This window comes from Pseudomonas sp. Pseusp88, assembly GCF_047303955.1.
GTDB lineage: Bacteria > Pseudomonadota > Gammaproteobacteria > Pseudomonadales > Pseudomonadaceae > Aquipseudomonas.
In genome coordinates, this window is the sequence record NZ_JBGLYM010000001.1 from 261,565 (window position 1) to 284,194 (window position 22,630).

The 22,630-nt window shown below is 60.0% G+C and carries 19 protein-coding genes; 11 read left to right on the forward strand and 8 right to left on the reverse strand.

Going from position 1 to position 22,630, the window contains the following annotated elements; all coding sequences use genetic code 11:
- Positions 1–43: 43 nt before the first annotated feature.
- Positions 44–1,420: a GTPase/DUF3482 domain-containing protein gene (locus ACCD02_RS01265; RefSeq protein ID WP_413298127.1), complete on the reverse strand. Its 1,377-nt coding sequence runs from the start codon at positions 1,418–1,420 to the stop codon at positions 44–46.
- A complete protein-coding gene (locus ACCD02_RS01270; RefSeq protein WP_413298316.1) occupies positions 1,413–2,777 on the reverse strand; it encodes a DUF2868 domain-containing protein in 1,365 nt (454 codons plus the stop codon). The genes ACCD02_RS01265 and ACCD02_RS01270 overlap by 8 nt, the downstream gene beginning before the upstream one ends.
- 180 nt (positions 2,778–2,957) lie before the next feature.
- On the opposite strand from ACCD02_RS01270, the gene ACCD02_RS01275 reads away from it, so the two are divergent.
- Positions 2,958–3,470, forward strand: coding sequence for a dihydrofolate reductase (locus ACCD02_RS01275; protein ID WP_413298128.1), 513 nt, complete (start codon positions 2,958–2,960; stop codon positions 3,468–3,470).
- A 161-nt stretch (positions 3,471–3,631) separates the two neighbouring features.
- A complete protein-coding gene (locus ACCD02_RS01280; protein ID WP_413298129.1) occupies positions 3,632–4,699 on the forward strand; it encodes a haloacid dehalogenase-like hydrolase in 1,068 nt (355 codons plus the stop codon).
- A gap of 1,095 nt (positions 4,700–5,794) precedes the next feature.
- Here ACCD02_RS01280 and ilvD read toward each other — a convergent pair.
- Together ilvD and ACCD02_RS01290 are read right to left on the reverse strand one after the other, a co-directional pair.
- Positions 5,795–7,642, reverse strand: a complete 1,848-nt coding sequence (gene ilvD, locus ACCD02_RS01285; protein WP_413298130.1) for a dihydroxy-acid dehydratase — start codon at positions 7,640–7,642, stop codon at positions 5,795–5,797.
- A gap of 329 nt (positions 7,643–7,971) precedes the next feature.
- Entirely contained in the window at positions 7,972–8,487 is a 516-nt protein-coding gene (locus ACCD02_RS01290) for a dermonecrotic toxin domain-containing protein (protein ID WP_413298131.1), read from the reverse strand.
- A 323-nt stretch (positions 8,488–8,810) separates the two neighbouring features.
- Here ACCD02_RS01290 and ACCD02_RS01295 point away from each other — a divergent pair, with 323 nt between their 5' ends.
- Positions 8,811–10,493, forward strand: a complete 1,683-nt coding sequence (locus tag ACCD02_RS01295) for a DUF4153 domain-containing protein (protein ID WP_413298132.1) — start codon at positions 8,811–8,813, stop codon at positions 10,491–10,493.
- A gap of 120 nt (positions 10,494–10,613) precedes the next feature.
- On the opposite strand, the gene ACCD02_RS01300 is transcribed toward ACCD02_RS01295, so the two are convergent.
- Positions 10,614–11,810, reverse strand: coding sequence for a class I SAM-dependent rRNA methyltransferase (locus ACCD02_RS01300; protein ID WP_413298133.1), 1,197 nt, complete (start codon positions 11,808–11,810; stop codon positions 10,614–10,616).
- A gap of 312 nt (positions 11,811–12,122) precedes the next feature.
- On the opposite strand from ACCD02_RS01300, the gene ACCD02_RS01305 reads away from it, so the two are divergent.
- The 3 genes from ACCD02_RS01305 (at position 12,123) to ACCD02_RS01315 (ending at position 14,251) form a co-directional block, all read left to right on the forward strand.
- On the forward strand, positions 12,123–12,935 hold the full coding sequence (locus ACCD02_RS01305) for an HDOD domain-containing protein (RefSeq protein WP_413298317.1): 813 nt from the start codon (positions 12,123–12,125) through the stop codon (positions 12,933–12,935).
- A gap of 30 nt (positions 12,936–12,965) precedes the next feature.
- Complete coding sequence (gene mutM / locus ACCD02_RS01310) at positions 12,966–13,778, forward strand: bifunctional DNA-formamidopyrimidine glycosylase/DNA-(apurinic or apyrimidinic site) lyase (RefSeq protein WP_413298134.1); 813 nt, start codon at positions 12,966–12,968, stop codon at positions 13,776–13,778.
- Positions 13,779–13,894: 116 nt separating this feature from the next.
- Positions 13,895–14,251, forward strand: a complete 357-nt coding sequence (locus ACCD02_RS01315) for a multidrug transporter (protein WP_413298136.1) — start codon at positions 13,895–13,897, stop codon at positions 14,249–14,251.
- A gap of 10 nt (positions 14,252–14,261) precedes the next feature.
- On the opposite strand, the gene ACCD02_RS01320 is transcribed toward ACCD02_RS01315, so the two are convergent.
- From ACCD02_RS01320 to ACCD02_RS01330, 3 genes are all read right to left on the reverse strand, one after another.
- Positions 14,262–14,513: a YfhL family 4Fe-4S dicluster ferredoxin gene (locus tag ACCD02_RS01320; protein ID WP_413298137.1), complete on the reverse strand. Its 252-nt coding sequence runs from the start codon at positions 14,511–14,513 to the stop codon at positions 14,262–14,264.
- Between the two features lie 90 nt (positions 14,514–14,603).
- Positions 14,604–15,083, reverse strand: coding sequence for a pantetheine-phosphate adenylyltransferase (coaD, locus tag ACCD02_RS01325; protein ID WP_259101130.1), 480 nt, complete (start codon positions 15,081–15,083; stop codon positions 14,604–14,606).
- A gap of 360 nt (positions 15,084–15,443) precedes the next feature.
- Positions 15,444–16,853 carry a coniferyl aldehyde dehydrogenase gene (locus ACCD02_RS01330; protein ID WP_413298138.1) on the reverse strand — a complete coding sequence of 470 codons (1,410 nt, stop codon included), beginning with the start codon at positions 16,851–16,853 and terminating at the stop codon, positions 15,444–15,446.
- Positions 16,854–17,085: 232 nt separating this feature from the next.
- On the opposite strand from ACCD02_RS01330, the gene ACCD02_RS01335 reads away from it, so the two are divergent.
- The 5 genes from ACCD02_RS01335 to katG all read left to right on the forward strand — a co-directional run bounded on the left by ACCD02_RS01335 (position 17,086) and on the right by katG (position 22,605).
- Positions 17,086–17,364: a DUF2790 domain-containing protein gene (locus ACCD02_RS01335; RefSeq protein ID WP_413298140.1), complete on the forward strand. Its 279-nt coding sequence runs from the start codon at positions 17,086–17,088 to the stop codon at positions 17,362–17,364.
- Between the two features lie 233 nt (positions 17,365–17,597).
- A complete protein-coding gene (locus tag ACCD02_RS01340) occupies positions 17,598–18,341 on the forward strand; it encodes a YkgJ family cysteine cluster protein (RefSeq protein ID WP_413298318.1) in 744 nt (247 codons plus the stop codon).
- A 220-nt stretch (positions 18,342–18,561) separates the two neighbouring features.
- The gene (locus ACCD02_RS01345) at positions 18,562–19,647 is read left to right on the forward strand and encodes a catalase family peroxidase (RefSeq protein ID WP_413298141.1); all 1,086 of its coding nucleotides are present in this window, start codon (positions 18,562–18,564) and stop codon (positions 19,645–19,647) included.
- The gene (locus ACCD02_RS01350) at positions 19,644–20,189 is read left to right on the forward strand and encodes a cytochrome b (protein WP_413298142.1); all 546 of its coding nucleotides are present in this window, start codon (positions 19,644–19,646) and stop codon (positions 20,187–20,189) included. Before ACCD02_RS01345 ends, ACCD02_RS01350 begins: the two co-directional genes overlap by 4 nt.
- A 169-nt stretch (positions 20,190–20,358) precedes the next feature.
- On the forward strand, positions 20,359–22,605 hold the full coding sequence (katG, locus tag ACCD02_RS01355) for a catalase/peroxidase HPI (RefSeq protein WP_413298143.1): 2,247 nt from the start codon (positions 20,359–20,361) through the stop codon (positions 22,603–22,605).
- The last annotated feature ends 25 nt before the right edge of the window (positions 22,606–22,630 follow it).

Genomic DNA, 22,630 nt, shown 5'->3' on the forward strand with positions numbered 1-22,630 from the left:
CCGGGAGCCGGGCATTTGCAATACTGCAAAATATCTCACGCGACTATCGGTCGGGGGTGATATGCCGGGCAAGCTCGGCAATCTGCTCCTGACGCTCGGCCTGGCGCAACTTCGCCTGAGGGTTGAGCGACGACCATTGTGGATGTGCACGTGCCTTGCGCAGAGCCTCGGGCAGCTTGCCTTCGCGCCAGGTTTTATCCTGCAGGCTGTCGAGCTGGATGCGTTCCATCGCGGCATGACCGCGGGCGTTGAGCGCCTGCAGCAATTGCCGCTGACGCAAGGCCAACAGGCGCAGCACCGCATCATCCACCGTCAGTTCGCGCTGGCCCTTGAGCTTGCCCAACAGCCGCGAGCCGTAACTGCGCGCCGTTTGCAGGGCGCCACCGGCCAAGGCGCCGACCAGTGCCGCCGCGCCCAGGGTGATGCCACCGACCAGCAGATCAACCCCGGCCCCGGCCGCTGCACCCGCAGCGATACCGCCGCCGACCCGCACCCCGAGCTGCTTGAGGGTTTCCGGGTTGAACAAATCATCGCCCCAGCGGCCGTCGAGCAAAGGCAAGTCCGCCGCTGCGGCGTCCTGGGTGCGGAAGGCGTATAGCGTCAGCAAGGCCTCCACGCAGCGTTGCTCGCGCTGGCGAATGCTCTTGCGCAGCTCATCGATGGCCTGTTGCACCTGGCCCGCCTCGGTCGCCACGCTGCGGCGGCAGGCCGCGCAGTCGATCAGCAGCTCGGCGATCAGATGGTTTGCGCTTTGCCAACGGGCCTGGCGTTGAGCTTCAATATCGACGATCAGGCGCTGCAACTGATCCCGGCCATGTTCGAGCAGTAACATCAGGTTTTCATACAAACGCCGCTCGCCATCCTCAGGCGGCGCCACGCTATCGAAACGCACCAGCGCATGCAGACCGAGCCGGGCCAACGCCTCACGCCATTGCGACTCGCGGTGCCCGGCGCCACTGACGAAATTCAGCACCGGCAATAGCGGCTTGCCGCACCCGGCCAGCACTGCCAGCTCGTCGCGATACTTGGCCAGCACCGGCTCACGGGCGTCGATCACATAAAGCCCGGCGTCGCAGGTCAGCAGCTGGCGCAGCACCTTGGCCTCCTGCTCGAAGCGTTGCCGGGCTTCGCTGCCTTCAAGAAACCGCGCCAGACGCGCCGGGCCATCCAGGCGTTCGCCGGGGCGGTCGAGGCTTTCCAGGTAGTCGAGCAGGGCGATGGCGTCTTCCAGGCCGGGGGTGTCGTACAGCTCCAACAGCGCTTCGCCGTCCACCGACAGCCGCGCGCCTTCGACGTGGCGCGTAGTACTGGGCCGGTGGGAGACTTCGCCAAAACCGACATCGCGAGTCAGGGTTCGCAGCAGCGAGGTCTTGCCAACATTGGTATGGCCGACCACGGCGAGCTTCAGAGCTTTAGTCATGACCCTTCTCCAGCCAGCTCAGCGGTGCACTGTCGGCCCAGGGCAATTGCAGGTGTTGCAGGGCTTCGTGCCAGTCTCCAAGGCGCGCCGAGTCCAGTGCCTGCCCGGTGGGCGCGGGCAGTAGCCAGACGCGGGTAGCCGTGGCACAGCGGGCCAGTTCGGCGATCAGCGCCAGGCTGCCGCGATCCGGCGAGCGCCGCGGGTCGCAGGCGATGGCCAGACGGGCAGGGGGGAAGCGGGTCAACTGATCGAGGAGTTTCTTGCGCGACTCGCGGCTATCGAGAATCCCGGCGTCGGCGACTGTTTTGGGTAGAACGGGCGGCCAGCTGCGTTGTTCGTCCAGTTCGATGGCGACGAGCACGGCGCCATCGCTGTCCTGCGCCGACACACCGCTGGGCACCTGATGCAAGGCAGACGGTGCCGGGTCATTCACACCCAGGCGCTCGCTGCTGGGCATCAACCGTTCACGCAACGTGCCGTAGCCGGGCAGATTAAGGTCCAGGGTCAACTGATCGCGCCCTCGACGCCAACGCCACAGGCAGAGCAACGACAAGAGCAAGCGCGGCAGGATGCCGTAGACCAGCAACACACCCACCAGCCAGGTCGCCCAGAGCTGACGGGCTGCTTCGATGCTGCCGTCACCGCTGGCGCGGATCAGGCTTTCATCGGGTACGCCAAAGCCCAGCAGTGCGGGAAGTGCACCAAGGGCCTGAGTCAGATGAACGAAGGTCTCGCTGCCAAGGATGGTGGTTTCCCAGACGAAGCCATAGCGCCGCGTCGCCATCAACAGCAGCATCAGCGCCAGGGCGCAGAGCAGCGTCACCGTCCACAGGCTGTTGACCAGCAGACCCAAGGCCCAACGATTCAGGCGCTGGCGCTGCAGCAGCACCAATAGCGCCGGAGCCAGTTGCGCGGCCCTGGCGTCACGAGCGAGTTTGTCACTGAGCCACAACCACAGGCGCCCAAGACTGGCGCCGTGCTCACCGGCCAGGAGCAGGCCCGCCAACCAGCCCAGCAGCAGAATCAGGTTCAACCCCAACAGGCTGCCCAGGGCCCAGAACACATTGACCGGATGCAGGCCGTCGCCCATGGCCGCCAACGCCAGGCCCGCGCCGCTGAAAAGCGCGACGAGCATCAGCGCCAGCAACGCCAGGCGTGCGCCCTGCTTCCAGTGCCGAAGGGCCTCGGTCAAGCCGTCACGTTCGGCCAGCCACAGCGCGCGGCGGATGATCCGCGTACGCAAGTCACCGCCCTCGGCACGGGCGCGGCGATTGGCTTCCTGATCCTCCAGCGCACCGGCCTGCTCTTCACGCAGGCGAAGGGTTTCTGTGAGCCAGAGAGTGTCGAGTGGGGTCAAAGCAGTCACACAAATCCTCTAATCAATACGGTTTCGTAGGAGCCGGGCTTGCCCGCGAAGGACTCAACGCGGTGCTCCCGACACTCCGCGCCGCCTGGTTCGCGGGCAAGCCTCGCTCCAACAGATCTCTTAAACTGGAGCATACCCGCTGCATACCCGCGCGGTGTTATTCTCGCCGCCATGAAAAAACATCTCCCCCTCAGCCTGATAGCCGCCCTCGGTGAAAACCGGGTGATCGGCGTCGACAATTCCATGCCCTGGCATTTGCCGGGGGATTTCAAATATTTCAAGGCCACGACCCTCGGCAAGCCGATCATCATGGGCCGCAAGACCTGGGATTCCCTCGGTCGCCCGCTGCCCGGTCGGCTGAATCTGGTGGTCACCCGCCAGACCGATCTGCAACTGGAGGGCGCCGAAGTCTTCACTTCCCTGCAATCCGCCGTTGCCCGTGCCGAAGCCTGGGCACAGGAGCAGGGTGCCGACGAAGTGATGCTGATTGGTGGTGCACAGTTATACGCCCAGGGCCTGCCCGAAGCCGACCGCCTGTACCTGACCCGCGTGGCATTGAGTCCCGAAGGCGACGCCTGGTTCCCTGAGTTCGATCCACAGCAATGGCAATTAGTCTCCAGTACCGAGAATGCTGCTGCCGAGGGCAAGCCAGCGTACAGTTTTGAAGTCTGGGAACGCGTCTAATCCGGTCATTCAAACTGTAACAAAAGTGTCGCTTTTGACTCGCGTGTCGCGAATCGTTCTCGCCATGACGCACCCAGAACGCATGCAGTCGTTGACGTGCCTGAACTGTCACAGGATTTTGTTACGGTCGGTCTCCTTTATTTGTCGGAGGGGATACGGATATGAAATTCGCGCCAACACTGCTAGCCGCCGCACTCACTTTGGGCCTGGGTCTGGGCCTTGTCGGCCAGGCCGGTGCCACCGAGTTGAAGCACTGGCCCGAAGCTGCCGCCAAGCAGCTCGACGCCATGATTGCCGCCAATGCCAACAAGGGCAATTTCGCGGTTTTCGACATGGACAACACCAGCTATCGCTACGACCTGGAAGAGTCCCTGCTGCCGTTCCTGGAAAACAAAGGCGTGCTGACCCGGGAAAAACTCGACCCGTCGCTGAAACTGATCCCCTTCAAAGACACGGCTGACCACAAGGAAAGCCTGTTCAGCTACTACTACCGCCTGTGCGAAATCGATGACATGGTTTGCTACCCATGGGTCGCGCAAGTGTTCTCCGGCTTCACCCTGCAGGAGCTCAAAGGTTACGTGGACGAGCTGATGGCTTCCGGCAAGCCGGTGCCGAGCACCTATTACGAAGGCGACGTGGTCAAGCAGATCAACGTTGAGCCGCCGAAAGTCTTCACAGGGCAAGCCGAGCTGTACAACAAGCTGATGGAGAACGGCATCGAGGTCTACGTCATGACCGCCGCTTCCGAAGAGCTGGTGCGCATGGTCGCCGCCGACCCGAAATACGGCTACAACGTCAAACCGCAAAACGTGATTGGCGTGACCACCCTGCTCAAGGATCGCAAGACCGGCGAGCTGACCACCGCGCGCAAGCAGATCAGCGCTGGCAAATACGACCCGAAAGCCAATATGGGCCTGGAACTGACGCCTTACCTGTGGACCCCGGCAACCTGGATGGCCGGCAAGCAGGCAGCGATCCTGACCTACATCGACCAATGGAAGAAACCGGTCCTGGTCGGCGGCGACACCCCGAGCAGCGACGGCTACATGCTGTTCCACAGCGTCGACGTCAGCAAAGGCGGCGTACACCTGTGGGTCAACCGCAAAGACAAATACATGAAGCAGCTCGACGGCATGATGAAGTCCAACGCCGAGGCGCAAGCCAAGGAAGGGCTGCCAGTGACGGCTGACAAGAACTGGGTCATCGTCAAGCCTGACGAAATCCAATAAGGCCAGATTTCCCCAGGGCAGCGATGGCTTCCGAGTAATGGTCGAAGCTAGCTCTGGGGGCAAATTGTGGGAGCGAATTCATTCGCGAAAGCTTTATTCCGGACGTCGCCAATGTGTTGGATATCCTGGCCCCTTCGCGGATGAATCCGCTCCCACAGAACCGATGATATTCACGCACTACTGTGGGAGCGAATTCATTCGCGAAAGCTTTATTCCGGACGCCGCCAATGTGTTGGATGTACTGGCCCCTTCGCGGATGAATCCGCTCCCACAGAACCGATGACATTCACGCGCTACTGTGAGAGCGAATTCATTCGCGAAAGCTTTATTTCGGACGCCGCCCACACAAGAAATGTGACGAATATGAAGGACCGCTCTCTATCTCTTGAGTGAAATTTCCGAAACAATCCCGGCCGCTTGTTTCTGCGAATTTCCGGGACTAGCCTGCGTCCCGCCACTGAAAAATTCGGTGGTCGGGCGTGAGAACCCGGTTCGACCAGCAAGCAAGAAGCGTCATCAAGTTGATTTGCCAAGTGCTTTATTGGCAGATGCTTTATGGCGGCTGTGACGGGCAGACTTCGGTCTGGCCGGGTTCTTTGCTTGTCGGTCGCCCGGTTTCTCACCCCGTTTCACAGCCGCCACCCCCTTTGTCGCGTGAGAAACAACGAAGGGCTGGTTATTTGAAGCGAGATAAATATGACCGATTCGTCATATCAGCCTACCCACTAGATCAATGGGGACGCTCAAGCATGCCCAAGGGACGAAGCCACAATTTATCCTGGGTGCTCAGCCAACGGGCCAAGGGCATTACCCTCTTATCCGCAAAGCAGAAAGCCAGTTAAAGGTCTACCTTTTCGCGTATCACACGCTTATCCAGCCAAGGCTCGGAGAGGCGTTTATGCCTCCGGATCGACACCCCTTTCTCAAGGTTCCAGTCTGTGCCGACTCATGCGGTTTATCAAAACATGCGTCGCTGATGTCAACCTGATTGACATTGAGTTGTACCTGTTTCACTCAATTCTCAAGGGTTAATCCCGTCACAGACATAAAAAAGCCGCCTGCATGCAGGCGGCTTTTTAGTTCAACAGAGGTCGCTTACGGCACCAACTTATCCAGCATCGCCTTGTCCCGAACTGCACCCTTATCGGCGCTGGTGGCCAGCAGGGCGTAGGCTTTCAGGGCCGTGGTGACTTTGCGTGGGCGCGCTTCCACCGGTTTCCAGCCTTTCTCGTCCTGCTCGGCACGGCGTCGGGCCATCTCGGCGTCGTCGATCATCAGGTTGATCGAGCGGTTCGGGATGTCGATCAGCACTTTGTCGCCATCGCGCACCAAACCGATGGCGCCGCCCGCTGCCGCTTCCGGCGAGGCGTGGCCGATGGACAGGCCCGAGGTACCGCCCGAGAAACGACCGTCAGTCAGCAGCGCACAGGCTTTGCCCAGGCCCTTGGACTTCAGGTAGGACGTCGGATAGAGCATTTCCTGCATGCCCGGGCCGCCTTTCGGGCCTTCGTAACGGATGATCACGATGTCGCCCGCTTTGACCTCGTCAGCGAGGATGCCGCGTACGGCGCTGTCCTGGCTTTCGAAGATCTTGGCGTTGCCTTCAAAGACATGGATCGACTCATCGACACCGGCGGTTTTCACCACGCAGCCGTCCAGGGCGATATTGCCGTACAGCACGGCCAGGCCGCCTTCTTGCGAGTAGGCGTGCTCGACACTGCGGATGCAGCCGTTTTCACGGTCGTCGTCCAGGGTGTCCCAACGGGTTGACTGGCTGAACGCCACCTGGGTCGGGATACCGGCCGGGCCTGCCTTGAAGAAGGTGTGCACCTCTTCGTCGGTGGTCTGGGTGATGTCCCACTTGGCGATGGCTTCGCTCATGGTCTTGCTGTGCACGGTCGGCATTTCGGTGTGCAGCAGGCCGCCACGGGCCAGTTCGCCGAGGATGCTGATGATGCCACCGGCGCGGTGCACGTCTTCCATGTGGTACTTCTGGATGTTCGGCGCGACCTTGCACAGCTGCGGCACTTTGCGCGACAGGCGATCGATATCGCGCAGATCGAACGGGATCTCGGCTTCCTGGGCGGCGGCCAGCAGGTGCAGGATAGTGTTGGTCGAGCCGCCCATGGCGATGTCCAGCGTCATGGCATTTTCAAATGCCTTGAAGTTGGCGATGTTGCGCGGCAGGACCGAATCATCGTTATCGCGGTAGTACTGTTTGCACAGATCGACGATGGTGCGGCCGGCGCGCAGGAACAGTTGTTCGCGATCACTGTGGGTCGCCAGTACCGAACCGTTGCCCGGCAGGGCCAGGCCCAAGGCTTCGGTCAGGCAGTTCATCGAGTTGGCGGTAAACATGCCGGAGCACGAACCGCAGGTCGGGCAGGCGCTGCGCTCGTATTCGGCGACTTTTTCGTCGCTGGCACTGGAGTCGGCGGCGATGACCATGGCGTCGACCAGGTCCAGGCCGTGGCTGGCCAGCTTGGTCTTGCCCGCTTCCATCGGCCCGCCGGAGACGAACACCACCGGGATGTTCAGGCGCAGGGCGGCCATGAGCATGCCGGGGGTGATCTTGTCGCAGTTGGAGATACAGACGATGGCGTCGGCGCAATGGGCGTTGACCATGTATTCCACGGAGTCGGCGATGATTTCGCGGCTCGGCAGGGAATACAGCATGCCGTCATGGCCCATGGCGATGCCGTCGTCGACCGCGATGGTGTTGAATTCCTTCGCCACACCACCGGCGCGCTCGATCTCACGGGCGACCAGTTGGCCAAGGTCCTTGAGGTGCACGTGACCCGGTACGAACTGGGTGAAGGAGTTGGCGATGGCGATGATCGGTTTCTTGAAGTCTTCGTCCTTCATGCCCGTGGCGCGCCACAAGGCACGTGCGCCGGCCATGTTGCGGCCGTGGGTGGACGTTTTCGAGCGGTAATCAGGCATTGGAGCACTCCGGCAAAAAAGGCTAATCAGAACAGGGAGTGAGCTTCTGTAGGCTTCATACGCATGCGTCAGTCAACGCTGCAACGAAGGAACCGCACGCAACGGGATCACCGGGCGCTCGGCTTGAGCTCATAAACCCGCCGGGGATGACTGGCGATGAATAGCGGCGATTCTACACCTCTCAGGCGCGCTTGACATGGCGCCTGAGCGACGTAGAGCGGTCATTCATCAACAGCGGCTTTCTGGTTCGCCTGACAACGCTTTCGCAGCCTTCGACAGTTCCTACAAATTCTGATTTCAACTCAAGTAGTTGCGTTATGCCAATTCACTCAAAGCCTTACAATACTCTGGATCTTGTGCAGATAGGTCTGCCCCTGCACCGGCGCAAACAGAAGTGCACTTTCGCTCCAGCTCGAAGGCAGTCGGCTGACTTCCTCAAAATAACCAGCCACCTGATCAGCGTTATCTTCCGGCACCAGATTCATCATGTAATCCAGCCCGCCCGGCCTGCCCAGGAACTCACCCAGGACAAAACCCGTACGTTTCCAATCATGGTTTTCATAGAAAATACGATCACCCGGCGATTGAGGCTGTTCGGGCACATAAAGAATGTACTGGCCAGATGCACCGTGAATCACGAAGAGACGCTTGAGACTAATGCCACCATGCTGCGGCATCTGGATGCAGCCAACCTCCAGACCGTCCTCATCGGATGCCTGCTCGGCGTAGATGACCTGATTAATCAACGCAGCACCGGCCTGGCTGAGCAAGCCACGGGATTGTTGGTCAGCCACCATGCGGGCCATGTTATCGCGTATATAATCTACAGTTTTTTCGTCAATCATTTTTAAAGTCCATTTAAGTTAAAAATCTTCCTGACGACGTTTATAGGTGTCTGCCATCAAGATACGAGAAAAATAACAATCCTTCTTCAATGGCGCGGGATATTTATTTAGATAAATGCACGGTTCGATGTTTCACGGCAAACATTGTCATGTATCACCGGCAATCTTATGCCTATTTCACAGACCAGACGTTCACGCATCCTACAAATGAGTAACTATGCATGAAGCAGTGAAACTTAATGCCCCGTCTGTGGCCAATATCACAGCCCGATCCAGGCTATCTGGTTAGACTTGCCCTCATTAATATCTCAAAGGGAATTGCAATGCCCGCCCTGAAAGGCTCGCTGTATTTTTACCTGACCATCGCCGTGGTCCAGGCACTGGTGGTGCTCGCGTTAGTCGACCTGGAGCACCCCGCGCTAGTCGCGGCGGTGATAGCACTGGTGCTGGTGGTGGGGACCAACCTGCAATTGCTCGGCGAACAGGCCGGGCAGCGGCGTACCTGGCTGGGAGTATCAGCCCTGGGGCTGCTGTTTGCGGCGGTCAGCGCCTGGGTATTCGGCTACACCGGCGCCGACATTCCCGCAGATTCGCGTCTGGCGGGTTGCTGGATCATGAGCGCTGTGGCTGCCGGTTATATCGCCACGGCGTTGATCCAGGCCTGGCCGGGGCAGCAGAGCTATCTGCCGCCCTATGAGGTTCTGTTCCGCCAGGCCTGGAACAATGGCTTTATCGTCCTGCTGGCGCTGTTGCTGACCGGCCTTTTCTGGTTGCTGCTGTGGTTGTGCAGCCATCTGTTCAGCATGCTCGGCATCGATGCTTTCGACCGACTGTTCTCCTCCAAAGAGTTCATCATCTTCAGCCTGGCGCTGCTGTTTTCCCTCGGCATGCGCATGGGCCGGGAAAACGCCCAGGTCATCACCCTGTTGCGCGGCGTGTTGCTGACTCTGTGCCGCTTCCTTATGCCTCTGGCGGCGCTGATTGTGCTGCTGTTTACCGCGACCTTGCCCTTTACCGGCCTCGCAACCATCTGGCAGACCGGCTACTCGACGCCGATCCTGCTGTGCATGGTGGCGGTGAGCATCTTCCTGATCAACGGTGTATTTCAGGACGGCCATCAGGCCGTCGGCTATCCGCGCTGGATGGTGGCGCTGATCAACCTGAGCCTGCTGTGCCTGCCGATCCTCGCCGGGCTGGCGGCTTACTCCACCTGGCTGCGCATTGACCAATATGGCCTGACGCCCCAACGCTTTTCGGCAATGACACTGGTCATCCTGAGCATGTTCTACAGCCTGACTGTGGCCGGGGCGGTGACCCTGCGGCACAGCACCTGGTTGGGCAGCCTGCGCATCAGCAACCCGTGGCTGGCCATGCTGACCTTCATGATCCTGATCGCCACCAATACCCCTTGGTTAAACCCGCTGGAGCTGAGCGCCCGCAACCAGGTTCAGCGCCTGCTCGACGGCCGCACTGCCATCGCGGACTTTGATGCCGACACGCTGCGCAACGGCACCGGCGAAATCGGTCGCCGCCACTATCAGGCACTGCTGGAAAAAATCGCCAAGGAGCAACTGTTCGATAAAACCTCCCGTGACCTGCTGCTGGCCGACGAGCCAACGGCAGACTGGGAACGCTACCGGCAGCGCCCGAAAAACCTGACCTGGATCGGCCCGCCGGTTGAAGGCAGCGAACAGTTCGCCGAGCAGGACGTCGGCGAAATGCCTTGCGACGGTGCGGGGTGCGTGCTCTGGGCAGTGGACCTGAACGACGACGGGCAGCCAGAAGTGCTGGAGATTTCGAAGAGGGACTCGGTCTACCCGATCTACTTCTTCACTCGCAGCGCCGAAGGCAAATGGACACAGGCCGGGTTGGTCAACGGGATGCGCAATACCTTCCAGGTCATCGAGCTGATCGAGAAGGGCGAGGGGAAGGTGATGAAGCCAGCGTTCAACAATCTGGATTTCGGGGGGATTCGCTTTACCCCGGAGCCTACGGAAAAACGCTAAGCACAGCCTGTTTGCCGGCAAACACTATTCTGATGTGGGACCGGCTTTAGCCGGGAATACGCCTTCCCGGCTAAAGACGGTCCCACAGGAGAAATATTCAGCCAATCATGCTGTGTCTGATCAGCTATTGGGCAACAACCGCACCGTCATGCTCTTGATGTAGCGCGTCTCGACGATTGCCGGATGCACCGGATGATCCGGGCCCTGGCCGCCGCGTTCGAGCAGCTGGATATTGCGGTCCAGATGGCGGGCGCTGGTCAGCAGGATGTTCTGCAGGTCGTCTTCGGGCAGGTGCATGGAGCACGAAGCGCTGATCAGGATGCCGTCCTTGCTGAGCAGGCGCATGGCCTGTTCGTTGAGACGGCGGTAGGCGCCTTCGCCGTTTTTCAGGTCTTTCTTGCGTTTGATGAATGCGGGCGGGTCGGCCACGATCACGTCAAAGCGCTCTTCGCTGGCTTTCAGTTCCTTCAGGGCTTCGAATACGTCACCTTCGATGCAAGCGACTTTTTCACTGAAGCCGTTGAGGGCGGCGTTGCGCTCAACGCCGTCCAGGGCAAAGGACGAAGCATCAACGCAGGTCACGTCACTGGCGCCGAAGGCCGCAGCCTGAATGCCCCACCCACCGATATAGCTGTACAGGTCCAGTACGCGCTTGCCTTTGACGTAAGGGGCGAGACGCGCGCGATTCATGCGATGGTCGTAGAACCAGCCGGTCTTCTGGCCGCCCATGACCGGCGCTTCGAACTTCACGCCGTTCTCTTCCAGGGCAACCCACTCCGGGACCAGGCCGAACGCGGTTTCGACGTAACGATTCAGGCCTTCAGCGTCGCGGGCAGCGGAGTCGTTCTTGAACAGGATGCCACTTGGCTTGAGCACCTGGACCAGTGCGGCCAACAGGTCTTCCTTGTGGTTTTCCATGGTGGCTGAGGCCAGTTGCACCACGAGGATGTCGCCGAAACGGTCCACAACCAGGCCCGGCAGCAGGTCCGAATCGCCGTAGACCAGGCGGTAGAACGGCTTGTCGAACAGGCGCTCGCGCAGGGACAGGGCGACGTTGAGACGGTGCACCAGCAGCGACTTGTCCAACGGCAGCTTGACGTCACGTGACAGCAGGCGCGCGCAGATCAGGTTGTTGGGGCTCATGGCGACGATGCCCAGCGGCTTGCCGCCCGCCGCTTCCAGTACGGCCTGATCACCGGCGGCGAAACCGTGAAGCGGAGTCGCCGCGACATCGATTTCATTGCTGTAGACCCACAGGTGGCCGGCGCGCAGGCGACGGTCGGCATTGGCTTTGAGGCGCAAGCTAGGCAGAGACATGACGTCGCTCCGAAAAAAAGAGCGGGATTATAGCGCGGGATTTCCCATCACAACGGCCATCGAGCTAATTAAGCAGCGAATGTTCAACGTCGCGCCAGCAGTTGTAGGACTTCGTACCCCTTATGGAATTTTTTTTCATCGCCCAATGTCTTTGTCTACATAGGCTTGCGCGATTTTGAAGGGTTTCATGGTGCCTGGGCGCTGTGGCTCAGCGCTCGGGAAGGGGTAGAATCGCCGCCTGACCCTGAGTGTGTACTTATGTCCCAAGAGCTGACAGCCGAGCAAATTACCGAGGCCTTACAAGGTATCAGTGTGCCACCACAGCCGCAGATCATGGTTGACCTGCAGATGGAACAGTACATGCCGGACCCGGATCTCGGCGTCATTGCCCGCCTGATTTCGCAAGACCCCGGTCTGTCTGGCTCGCTGCTGAAAATCGTCAATTCGGCGCACTATGGCTTGTCCAACAAGATCGCTTCGATCGAACGCGCGGTTAATTTGCTGGGCAGTCGTTCGGTGATCAATATCATCAACGCCCAGTCGATCAAGGGCGAGATGAGCGACGAGACCATCGTCACCCTCAATCGCTTCTGGGACACCGCTCAGGATGTCGCCAATACCAGCCTCACGCTGGCCAAGCGCATTGGCTCACAGACGGTGGACGAGTCCTATGCGTTGGGTCTGTTCCATGATTGCGGTATTCCGCTGATGCTCAAACGCTTCCCCAATTACATGGATGTCCTGGAGGAGGCCTACGCCAACGCCGGACCTGAAACCCGCGTGGTCGACACCGAAAACACGGTGCTGAACACCAATCACTCGGTGGTCGGTTACTTCACGGCCAAGTCCTGGCGGCTACCGGAGCATGTCAGCAACGCTATCGCCAACCATCACAACGCGCTGGCGATCTTCAAGGATGACACTGGCCGTAACGCGCAGCTGAAGAACCTGCTGGGCGTGCTGAAGATGGCCGAGCATATCTGCGAGTCTTACCGGGTGTTGGGCAACCAGACCGAAGACCGCGAGTGGGCCGCCATCGGTCATCTGATCCTCGATTATGTCGGCCTGTCGGACTACGACTTCGAGAACCTCAAGGAAAGCATCCGAGAACTCGGCGCGCACTGATCCTGCGCGCTGCTGCCTGTCGAGCCATTCATGCCTGAATTACCTGAAGTCGAAACCACGCGCCGGGGCATCGCGCCTCATCTGGTGGGTCAGCGGGTCAGCCGCGTGATCGTGCGCGACCGCCGTCTGCGCTGGCCTATCCCTGAGGACCTCGATGTGCGCCTGTCAGGGCAGACCATCATGCAGGTCAACCGCCGCGCCAAGTACCTGTTGATCGAGGCAGAGGTCGGCACCCTTATCAGCCACTTGGGCATGTCGGGCAATCTGCGCCTGGTGGAGGCGGGGCTGCCTGCGCTCAAGCATGAGCACGTCGATATCGAGCTGGAATCGGGCCTCGCCCTGCGCTACACCGACCCGCGGCGCTTCGGTGCCATGCTGTGGAGCCTGGATCCGCTCAATCATGAGTTGCTGATCCGCCTGGGACCGGAGCCGCTGACTGATCTGTTCGACGGCCTGCGCCTGTTCGAGCTGTCCCGAGGGCGATCGATGGCGGTCAAACCATTCATCATGGATAACGCGGTGGTGGTCGGGGTCGGCAATATCTATGCGACCGAAGCCCTGTTCGCTGCGGGCATCGATCCGCGCCGCGAGGCAGGCAGTATTTCCAAGGCGCGCTACGTGAAACTGGCGGTGGAAATCAAACGCATCCTGGCGCACGCCATCGAGCGCGGCGGCACGACCTTGCGCGACTTCATCGGCGGCGATGGTCAACCGGGCTACTTTCAGCAGGAGCTGTTCGCCTACGGACGAGGCGAGGAGCCGTGCAAGGTGTGTGGCACAACCCTGCGGGAGGTCAAGCTGGGGCAGAGGGCCAGTGTGTATTGTCCGAAGTGCCAGAAGTAGGCAATCACCATAATGGTGGATTAGTAACAAAAGCCATACACCTCGGCACTTGCTTAACCAATCGCCCGGTTTATAGTGAGCAGCATTCCATTTTGTTGAGCCTGAAGGATCACGCCATGCGCCCGTTTCGTATTCTTGCTGCCACGCTGGCGCTGCTTCTGGGCATGCAGGCGATGCCTGCCATGGCTGATAAAGAGGCCCACGGCAGCGGCGATCCGGTCTACAGCATCCAGAACCCGCCCACCTACGCGATGATTGGCGACCTGATCATCGCTCGTCCGCTGCTGATTGGCGCAACGATCATCGGCACCGGCCTGTTCATCATCGCCTCGCCGTTCGCGGCACTGGGCGGCAACCTCAAAGAAACCGGCAACGCGTTGGTAGTCGGCCCGGCCAAGGCTGCGTTTGTGCGCTGCCTGGGTTGCTCCGGCGACGGTTACGGCGACAACACCGGCGGCACTCTGGAACGCTGATCGGCGCCGATCAGGCCTTGCTGGTCAGAATCAGATATTTGGCCATCAATTCGTCTTTGCTCTCGACATGGGCTTCATCCAACGGGATGCAGTCCACGGGGCAGACTTGCTGGCATTGCGGTTCGTCGTAGTGACCCACGCACTCGGTACACAGGTTCGGATTGATCACGTAGATCTCTTCGCCTTGTGAAATCGCCTCGTTCGGGCACTCGGGTTCGCAGACATCGCAGTTAATGCAATCGTCAGTGATGATCAGGGACATGAAACACTCCAGCCGCGGCCGACGCCGGGGCATACAAAAGCCAATGCGGCGAATTGTGCCGCATTAGCCCTCCATATGCACTCGCCCTTGCTATCGCTTGAAGCGTTCAGTCAGGGCTTCGGCGACCGCCGGGTGCACGAATTTGCTGATATCGCCGCCAAGAGCCGCGATTTCACGGACCAACGTCGAGGAAATGAACGAATAACGTTCCGAAGGGGTGAGGAACAGACTTTCGACGTCCGGTGCCAACTGGCGATTCATATTGGCCAGCTGGAATTCATATTCGAAATCGGAAACCGCCCGCAGGCCACGTAGAAATACGTTAGCGTTCTGCTCCTTGGCAAAGTGCGCGAGCAACGTGGAAAACCCCATGACCTCCACATTGGGCAGGTGTTTAGTGACCTCGCGGGCCAGCTCCACGCGCTGTTCCAGTGCAAACAGCGGGTTCTTCTTCGGGCTGGCGGCGACAGCGATGATCACATGGTCGAACAGGCGCGAGGCGCGTTCGACCAGATCGCCATGGCCCTTGGTGATAGGGTCGAAGGTGCCTGGGTACAACACTCGGTTCATCGCGTCGTCCTGATCGGGAGTCCGTTGGGGAATCGGATGGTATCGCAGCAATCCCGGTCGGCCAAGTCGGGCAAAGGTCTAGTGCGCCGCAACAGAGCAGTGGCTGTCATTGCGCAAACGTTTAATCAGCCCTGTGGCCTACACCCAAGAACTGTTTACAGGAGCGATTTTACTGTGGGAGCGAATTCATTCGCGAAGGGGCCAATACATCCAACACATTGGCGGCGTCCGGAATAAAGCTTTCGCGAATGAATTCGCTCCCACGGTAGCGCGTGCATACCGTCGGATCCGCGAAGGGGCTGCTCCGGCTTTACAGCAAACATAGAATCTCCCACTGACTTCGCCCCCAAAAAAGCCTGTCTAGCGAATAAACAGCTTATACACCCACCGTAGAATCGCCTTGCCATAGGGCGGGTAAATCAGCCGGGCGGCATTGAAACGCTGCTTGATAAACACGCCCTTGGCCTTGCTGAAGGTCATGAAGCCCTCGCGCCCATGGTAATGCCCCATGCCGGAAGGCCCGACACCGCCAAAAGGCAAGTCATCCTGCGCCACATGCAGCAAGGTGTCATTCAGGCACACGCCGCCGGAGTGAGTGTGCTCCAGCACGCGCTTCTGCTCGGCCTTGTCGTAGCCAAAGTAATACAGCGCCAGTGGGCGAGGGCGATTGTTGATGTAGGCAAATGCCTCAGTGAGGTCGGTGTAGGGGACTATGGGCAGCAGCGGGCCGAAGATTTCATCCTGCATGACACTCATCTCGTCGCTGACGTTGAGCAACAGGCTGAATGGCAGCCGACGTCCCTGACCTTGTGCGAACAGGGATATCACCCGGGCGCCTTTGCTGCGGGCATCGTCCAGATAATTATTGAGCCGGGTCAGCTGTCGGTCATTGATGATGGCGGTGTAGTCCGGATTATCTGCGAGGGTCGGATAAAACGCCCTGACCGCCTGGGTGTAGGCCTCGACGAAACCCTCGACCCGATCGTGGGGCACCAGTACGTAGTCCGGCGCCACACAGGTCTGCCCGGCATTAAGGGTTTTGCCGAAAGCAATGCGTTCGGCAGCATCCTTGAGCGGCACATTGCAGGAGACAATCGCGGGGGACTTGCCGCCCAGTTCAAGGGTGACCGGGGTCAGGTTCTGCGCTGCGGCGCGCATGACATGCCTGCCGACACTGGTCGAACCGGTAAATAGCAGGTGATCGAAAGGCAGACTGGAGAACGCCATGCCCACCTCGGCCTCGCCCAGCACTACGGCGACCAGGTCTTCGGGAAATACCTGGGCGAACAGGCGCGCGAGCAACTCACCGGTGGCCGCAGTGGCCTCGCTGAGCTTGAGCATCACCCGGTTGCCCGCCGCCAGGGCGCCAATCATCGGGCCGATGGCGAGAAACAGCGGGTAATTCCACGGCACGATAATCCCCACCACACCCAAAGGCTGATACACGACCTTGGCTGACGCCGGCTGAAAAGCCAGGCCAACGCGACGGCGCGAAGGTTTCATCCACTGCTTGAGATGCCGACGCGCATCCTTGATGGCCAGCAAGCTGGGCATCAGCTCGGCCAGACGGGTTTCATCGGCGCTGCGATGGCTGAAGTCCTGGCTGATGGCGGCGATCAACGCCTCCTGCTCCCTGACCAGCAACTCGCCGAGGCTCTTGAGCCATTGCAGGCGCTGGCCCAACGCAGGCAGCGGGTTGGCCGCATAGGCCTGACGCTGCTGGGCGAACACATGATCCAGCACGCTGACGGGTTGTGAAGGGCTGGACATGGCAGGGTGCTCATAGAGAGGATCAGCCCCTGTTTAGAGCCTTGGCGCAGAGAAGTCAAACGCGCGCGTTGAAACTATCGATAGTGAAATAAGCAAACATCGATCTCGATGATGTCACCTATCGATCGCAAATATTTACCCTTGATTAAATATCCGCGCAGAATCAGCTCCAGAAGCCAACGAACAAACGCTTGGTTCACTTTAGACTCAAACTAATTTTTTGGAGAATCACATGAAAACCGTAGCCTTTGCCGCACTCTCGTTGTTCAGCGTTTTTGCCTCGGCCAATGAACTTGCCGACACATCTTCCAGCGCTCAACCCTTGTCTCAGGTACAACAGTACAACCAGCATAAAGGCCTGGACGTGGCCAAGGTCACCAGCGTTAGCAACTCCCAGGACCCTGAAAAATTTGACGGTCTGGTTAAAACCCAGTTGACTTATGTTGATAGCACTGGCGCGAAACACAGCCTTGAATACACCACCATGGGTTACGGTCGTCAAAACGGTTAATTGATTCTGGCGCTACTATGCTCAATGTAAAAAACAAAACGCCGCACTCTATGCGGCGTTTTTTTATTTTGAATATATCCAATAGTTTTATGAATGGGTCCGATTTCACTACGGAGAACGCAGAGTTATCCGCAAATCCTCCCGAATAGTTAAATTAAATGTGACAACCTTAACGCTGCCGAACCGACATCCTTGGTCCATTCCAAGAAAAAGTCCGGAGAGGTGACAAGTTGATCAGCACAACCTATTCATGCGTTGGCTGCGGCAAATGCTGTAACGATCATCATGTGCCGCTGACATTGGCTGAAGCGCGGCGCTGGGCGGGGGATGGCGGCACGGTCATTGTACTGGTCGAAGCCTTTCTCGATAGCGGCCTCGGCATTGCCGATACGCAACGCGAACACGCCCTGCGCCGATCCGTGCGGGTCAACAGCGGCACTGCGCAAGCCTGGCTCGCGATTACCTTTGCCGCCTACAACGCCGGTCCCTGTCGAAATCTGGATGCCGATAACCGCTGCGGTATTTACGAGTCGCGCCCGCTGGTGTGTCGCATCTACCCGATGGAAATCAACCCGCATATCCCCCTGCGACCTGAACGCAAGGACTGCCCACCCGAATCATGGGAGCAGGGGCCGCACCTGATTGTCGGTGGGCTGCTGGTCGATACGGAGCTGCAAGCGCTGATTGAACAATCGCGCCAGGCAGACCGCGAGGACATTCGCGCCAAGGCCGCCATTTGCGCACGCCTGGGCATCAGCACCACCGCCTTGAAGAGTGATGGCTTCGCCACGTACCTGCCGGACAGATCCGCGTTCCTTACCGCAGCCGCACAAGTCGATGAGGCTGATGGCGACCATGGATGGACGTTCCTGCTGGCAGATCAGAATCTGGCCGCCAGCCTTCTGCAGCAAGGCGCGGCAATCGGCTATTCGGGCCATGCGCCTTGTACCTTCATTCCATTGTCTCAACAGTCATAACCAGCAATTCGCCAGACCCGACATTTGCGCGCATTCGTTATAGCCCGTCTCCCTTCCTCGCCCGCACAGTAACTGCCGCTCAGGCACCGTTGAGCCGAGCGGCGTCTGACCAGCGCTACTCCGGCCGTCAGCCACTATATTTCTATACCGGAATAAGCCGCCCTGAGCGGCGTCATGCTATTCCTACTTTTTATAGAGGCCGAAGGCCCGGAGTTTCCTGATGAGTGACCGTGAACCGCCCTTGCACCGCAAACCGCCGCTAAGCAATTCGGCCATCATTCTGCGTCTGGCGGGCATCGGCATCGTGATCGGCATTGCCGTCGCAGCCTTTGCCTACGTCAGCGGCGTCCTTGACCCGGAACGCCTCACACCTGCACGCATCGTCGACACCTTCGAGCACAACAACGGCGTATTCCCCGGCTACCGACGCAATCACCCGAAAGGCCAATGCGTTGCGGGTTACTTCGAAAGCAATGGCGCTGCGGCGTCCCTGTCAAAAGCCCAGGTTTTTGCCACCGGCCGTACGCCCATCATCGGCCGCTTCGCCTTGCCCACGGGCAATCCGTACTCGCCGGACAGCGCCGCGCCGATCCGCAGCTTTGCCGTGGAATATCGTCAGGCCAATGGCGAACAATGGCGCAGCGGCATGAACAGCATGCCGGTGTTCCCTGTCAGCACCCCCCAGGCGTTTACCGACCTGCTCAAGGCCACCGCGCCAGACCCGAGCACAGGCAAGCCTGATCCGGCCAAGCCACCGGCATTCTTTGCCGCGCACCCGGAAGCCCAGCCGTTCCTGGCCTGGGTGAAAACCGCCAAGCCGTCCGCCAGCTTCGTCACCGAGACCTATAACAGCGTCAACGCCTTCGTCCTGGTCAATGCCAGTGGCCAGCGCCAGGCCGTACGCTGGAGCCTGGTAGCGCAGGCCAAAGACCCTGCACCAACGCCTGATGCCAAGGACTATCTGGAAAGCGACCTGACCCAGAAGGTGGCCAGCGGCCCGCAACGTTGGGACCTGGTGCTGACCCTGGCCAACCCCGGCGATCCTACCGGCGATGCCACCAAACAATGGCCTGCCGAGCGCAAGACAGTGAACGCCGGCACCCTGGTGGTGGACAGCACCACACCGCAGCTCAGTGGTGACTGCCGCGACATCAACTTTGATCCGCTGGTCCTGCCAGGTGGCATAGAAGGCTCGGATGATCCGCTGCTGGCCGCGCGCTCGGCAGCCTACGCGACCTCCTATATGCGCCGCACCAGCGAAGTCGATCAACTGCAGGCGGCACCCGCCAAGGGGCAACAGCCATGAACCAGCCAACCTCACATTTCGCGCCACTGGCGCGCCTGCTGCACTGGCTGATGGCCGTGATGGTGATCGCCATGCTATTTATCGGCGCGGGCATGGTGGCTTCGGTCTCCGAGCGACATGAATGGCTGCTGCATCTGCACAAGCCGCTGGGGATCGCCATTCTGTTGCTGGTGATCGTGCGCATCGTCGTGCGCCTGTCGACCACTCAGCCACCGCTGCCTGCAGATCTGCCCGCATGGCAAGCCCTGGCCGCCAAGCTGTCCCACTACGTGCTGTACGCAATGATGCTGGCAATGCCGCTGATTGGCTGGGCGATGATTTCTGCCGCCGGAGACCCGGTGATGCTCAGCAGCTCGATCCGCCTGCCATCGATCCTGGCGGCCAATGCCGAAACCTTCGCCGTTCTGCGCAAGGCCCATCGCTACCTGGCGTACCTGTTTTTCCTGACCATCCTCGCCCACCTTGCGGCGGCGCTTTTTCATGGCTGGATCAGAAGGGATGAAGTGCTCGGCAGCATGTTGCGCGGCAAACCCAGGGGATAAACACGATTTTTTGTAGGAGCCGGCTTGCTGACGATAGCGGTGGCATGAGCGACGCAGATCGACATGGCCCACGCTGTCGCCAGTTCCGGCGTGATCGCCACCAAGGCGGCTCCCACAGGTTTTGCGCTATGACCATTAGCCGGATGAAACGACCTAGAGAGGAGCAGACATGACCGAATCCAAATGCCCGTTCAACCACGCCGCAGGCGGCGGTACCAGTAACCGCGACTGGTGGCCGGACCAACTGAACCTGAAAATCCTGCACCAGCATTCATCACTGTCCGACCCAATGGGCAAGGCCTTTGACTACGCCAAGGAATTCAAAAGCCTGGATCTTGAAGCGGTAAAGCGCGACCTGCATGCGCTGATGACTGACTCCCAGGACTGGTGGCCAGCGGACTTTGGCCATTACGGCCCGTTCTTCATTCGTATGGCCTGGCACAGTGCCGGGACTTATCGCACCGCTGATGGTCGGGGCGGCGCCGGGGCGGGGCAGCAACGTTTTGCACCGCTCAACAGCTGGCCGGACAACGTCAGCCTGGACAAGGCCCGTCGCCTGATATGGCCGATCAAACAGAAATACGGTCGCAAGATCTCGTGGGCCGACCTGATCATCCTCACCGGCAACGTCGCCCTGGAATCCATGGGCTTCAAGACCTTCGGTTTCTCCGGCGGGCGCCCTGACGTCTGGGAACCGGAGGAAGACGTGTACTGGGGCAACGAGAAGACCTGGCTGGGCGGCGACGTCCGTTATGGTCAGCAGACCCAGCCACCGGGCGAAGGCACTCTGGTCGCCGAGCCGGAAAAGCACGGTAACGAAGAAAGCCGCACCAACCAGGGCGAGCGCACCCTGGAAAACCCTCTGGCCGCCGTACAGATGGGCCTGATCTACGTGAACCCGGAAGGCCCGGAAGGCGTGCCTGATCCCGTCGCGTCGGCCAAGGACATCCGCGAAACCTTCGGCCGCATGGCCATGAATGATGAAGAAACCGTCGCCCTGATTGCCGGTGGCCACGCCTTCGGCAAGACTCACGGTGCAGGCCCGGCCACTCACGTCGGCCCTGAGCCTGAAGCCGCAGGCCTCGAAGAACAAGGCTTCGGCTGGAAAAACAGCTTCGGCACCGGCAAGGGCGGCGACACCATTTCCAGCGGCCTGGAAGTCACCTGGACCTCGACGCCGACCCGCTGGAGCAACGAGTACCTGGAAAACATGTTCGCCTTCGACTGGGAGCTGACCAAGAGCCCGGCCGGCGCCCATCAATGGACACCGAAAAACGGTGCAGGCGCGGGCAAGATCCCGGATGCCCATGACCCGAGCAAACGTCACGCGCCGACCATGCTGACCTCGGACCTGGCCCTGCGCTTTGATCCGATCTACGAGCCTATTGCCCGGCGCTTCCTGAATAACCCTGAGCAACTCACCGACGCCTTCGCCCGCGCCTGGTTCAAGCTGACCCACCGCGACATGGGCCCGCTGGCCCGTTACCTCGGCCCGGAAATGCCCGCCGAAGAACTGCTCTGGCAGGATCCGATTCCGGCAGTCGATCACCCGTTGGTGGACGACAGCGATATCGCCGCCCTCAAGGCCAGTATTGCCGCTTCGGGCCTGAGCGTGGCGCAACTGGTTACCACCGCCTGGGCGGCCGCTTCGACTTTCCGCGGTTCGGACAGGCGCGGCGGCGCCAACGGCGGTCGTCTGCGCCTTGCGCCGCAAAAGGACTGGGCGGTCAATCAGCCTGAGCAACTGGCAGTGGTGCTGAACACCCTGGAAGGTATCCAGAGCGCCTTCAATGCCAGCGGCAAGAAAGTCTCCCTGGCGGACCTGATAGTGCTCGGCGGCAGCGTCGGTGTGGAACTGGCAGCGAAGAACGCCGGGCATAACGTCAGCGTGCCGTTTACCCCAGGCCGAATGGACGCGAGCCAGGAGCAGACCGACGTCGAGTCGTTCGGCTACCTGGAACCCATTGCCGACGGCTTCCGTAACTATATGGCGGGCCAGTACAGCGTATCCGCCGAAGCCCTGCTGGTGGACAAGGCGCAACTGCTGACCCTGACCGCTCCGGAGATGACTGTGCTGCTTGGCGGCCTGCGTGTGCTCAAGGCCAATGTCGGTGACAGCGCCCACGGCGTTTTCACCCAACGCCCGCAAGCGCTGAGCAATGACTTCTTCATCAACCTGCTGGACATGGGCACCGAGTGGAAACCGGCCTCGCGCACAACCTTCGAAGGCCATGACCGCAAGACCGGCGCGCCGAAATGGACCGCCACCCGTGTCGATCTGGTGTTCGGCTCCCATGCCCAGTTGCGGGCGATTGCCGAGGTCTATGGCAGCGCAGACGCCGAAGGCAAGTTCGTGGCCGACTTTGTGAAGGCCTGGACCAAGGTGATGAATCTGGATCGGTTTGATCTGGAATAGATTCACTGATCTGCAGGAGCGAGGC

Coding starts and splice junctions, on each gene's coding strand:
- ACCD02_RS01265 (WP_413298127.1), bottom strand. CDS start 1,420: ATGACTAAAGCTCTGAAGCTCGCCGTGGTCGGCCATACCAATGTTGGC.
- ACCD02_RS01275 (WP_413298128.1), top strand. CDS start 2,958: ATGAAAAAACATCTCCCCCTCAGCCTGATAGCCGCCCTCGGTGAAAAC.
- ACCD02_RS01280 (WP_413298129.1), top strand. CDS start 3,632: ATGAAATTCGCGCCAACACTGCTAGCCGCCGCACTCACTTTGGGCCTG.
- ilvD (WP_413298130.1), bottom strand. CDS start 7,642: ATGCCTGATTACCGCTCGAAAACGTCCACCCACGGCCGCAACATGGCC.
- ACCD02_RS01290 (WP_413298131.1), bottom strand. CDS start 8,487: ATGATTGACGAAAAAACTGTAGATTATATACGCGATAACATGGCCCGC.
- ACCD02_RS01295 (WP_413298132.1), top strand. CDS start 8,811: ATGCCCGCCCTGAAAGGCTCGCTGTATTTTTACCTGACCATCGCCGTG.
- ACCD02_RS01300 (WP_413298133.1), bottom strand. CDS start 11,810: ATGTCTCTGCCTAGCTTGCGCCTCAAAGCCAATGCCGACCGTCGCCTG.
- mutM (WP_413298134.1), top strand. CDS start 12,966: ATGCCTGAATTACCTGAAGTCGAAACCACGCGCCGGGGCATCGCGCCT.
- ACCD02_RS01315 (WP_413298136.1), top strand. CDS start 13,895: ATGCGCCCGTTTCGTATTCTTGCTGCCACGCTGGCGCTGCTTCTGGGC.
- ACCD02_RS01320 (WP_413298137.1), bottom strand. CDS start 14,513: ATGTCCCTGATCATCACTGACGATTGCATTAACTGCGATGTCTGCGAA.
- coaD (WP_259101130.1), bottom strand. CDS start 15,083: ATGAACCGAGTGTTGTACCCAGGCACCTTCGACCCTATCACCAAGGGC.
- ACCD02_RS01330 (WP_413298138.1), bottom strand. CDS start 16,853: ATGTCCAGCCCTTCACAACCCGTCAGCGTGCTGGATCATGTGTTCGCC.
- ACCD02_RS01335 (WP_413298140.1), top strand. CDS start 17,086: ATGAAAACCGTAGCCTTTGCCGCACTCTCGTTGTTCAGCGTTTTTGCC.
- ACCD02_RS01345 (WP_413298141.1), top strand. CDS start 18,562: ATGAGTGACCGTGAACCGCCCTTGCACCGCAAACCGCCGCTAAGCAAT.
- ACCD02_RS01350 (WP_413298142.1), top strand. CDS start 19,644: ATGAACCAGCCAACCTCACATTTCGCGCCACTGGCGCGCCTGCTGCAC.
- katG (WP_413298143.1), top strand. CDS start 20,359: ATGACCGAATCCAAATGCCCGTTCAACCACGCCGCAGGCGGCGGTACC.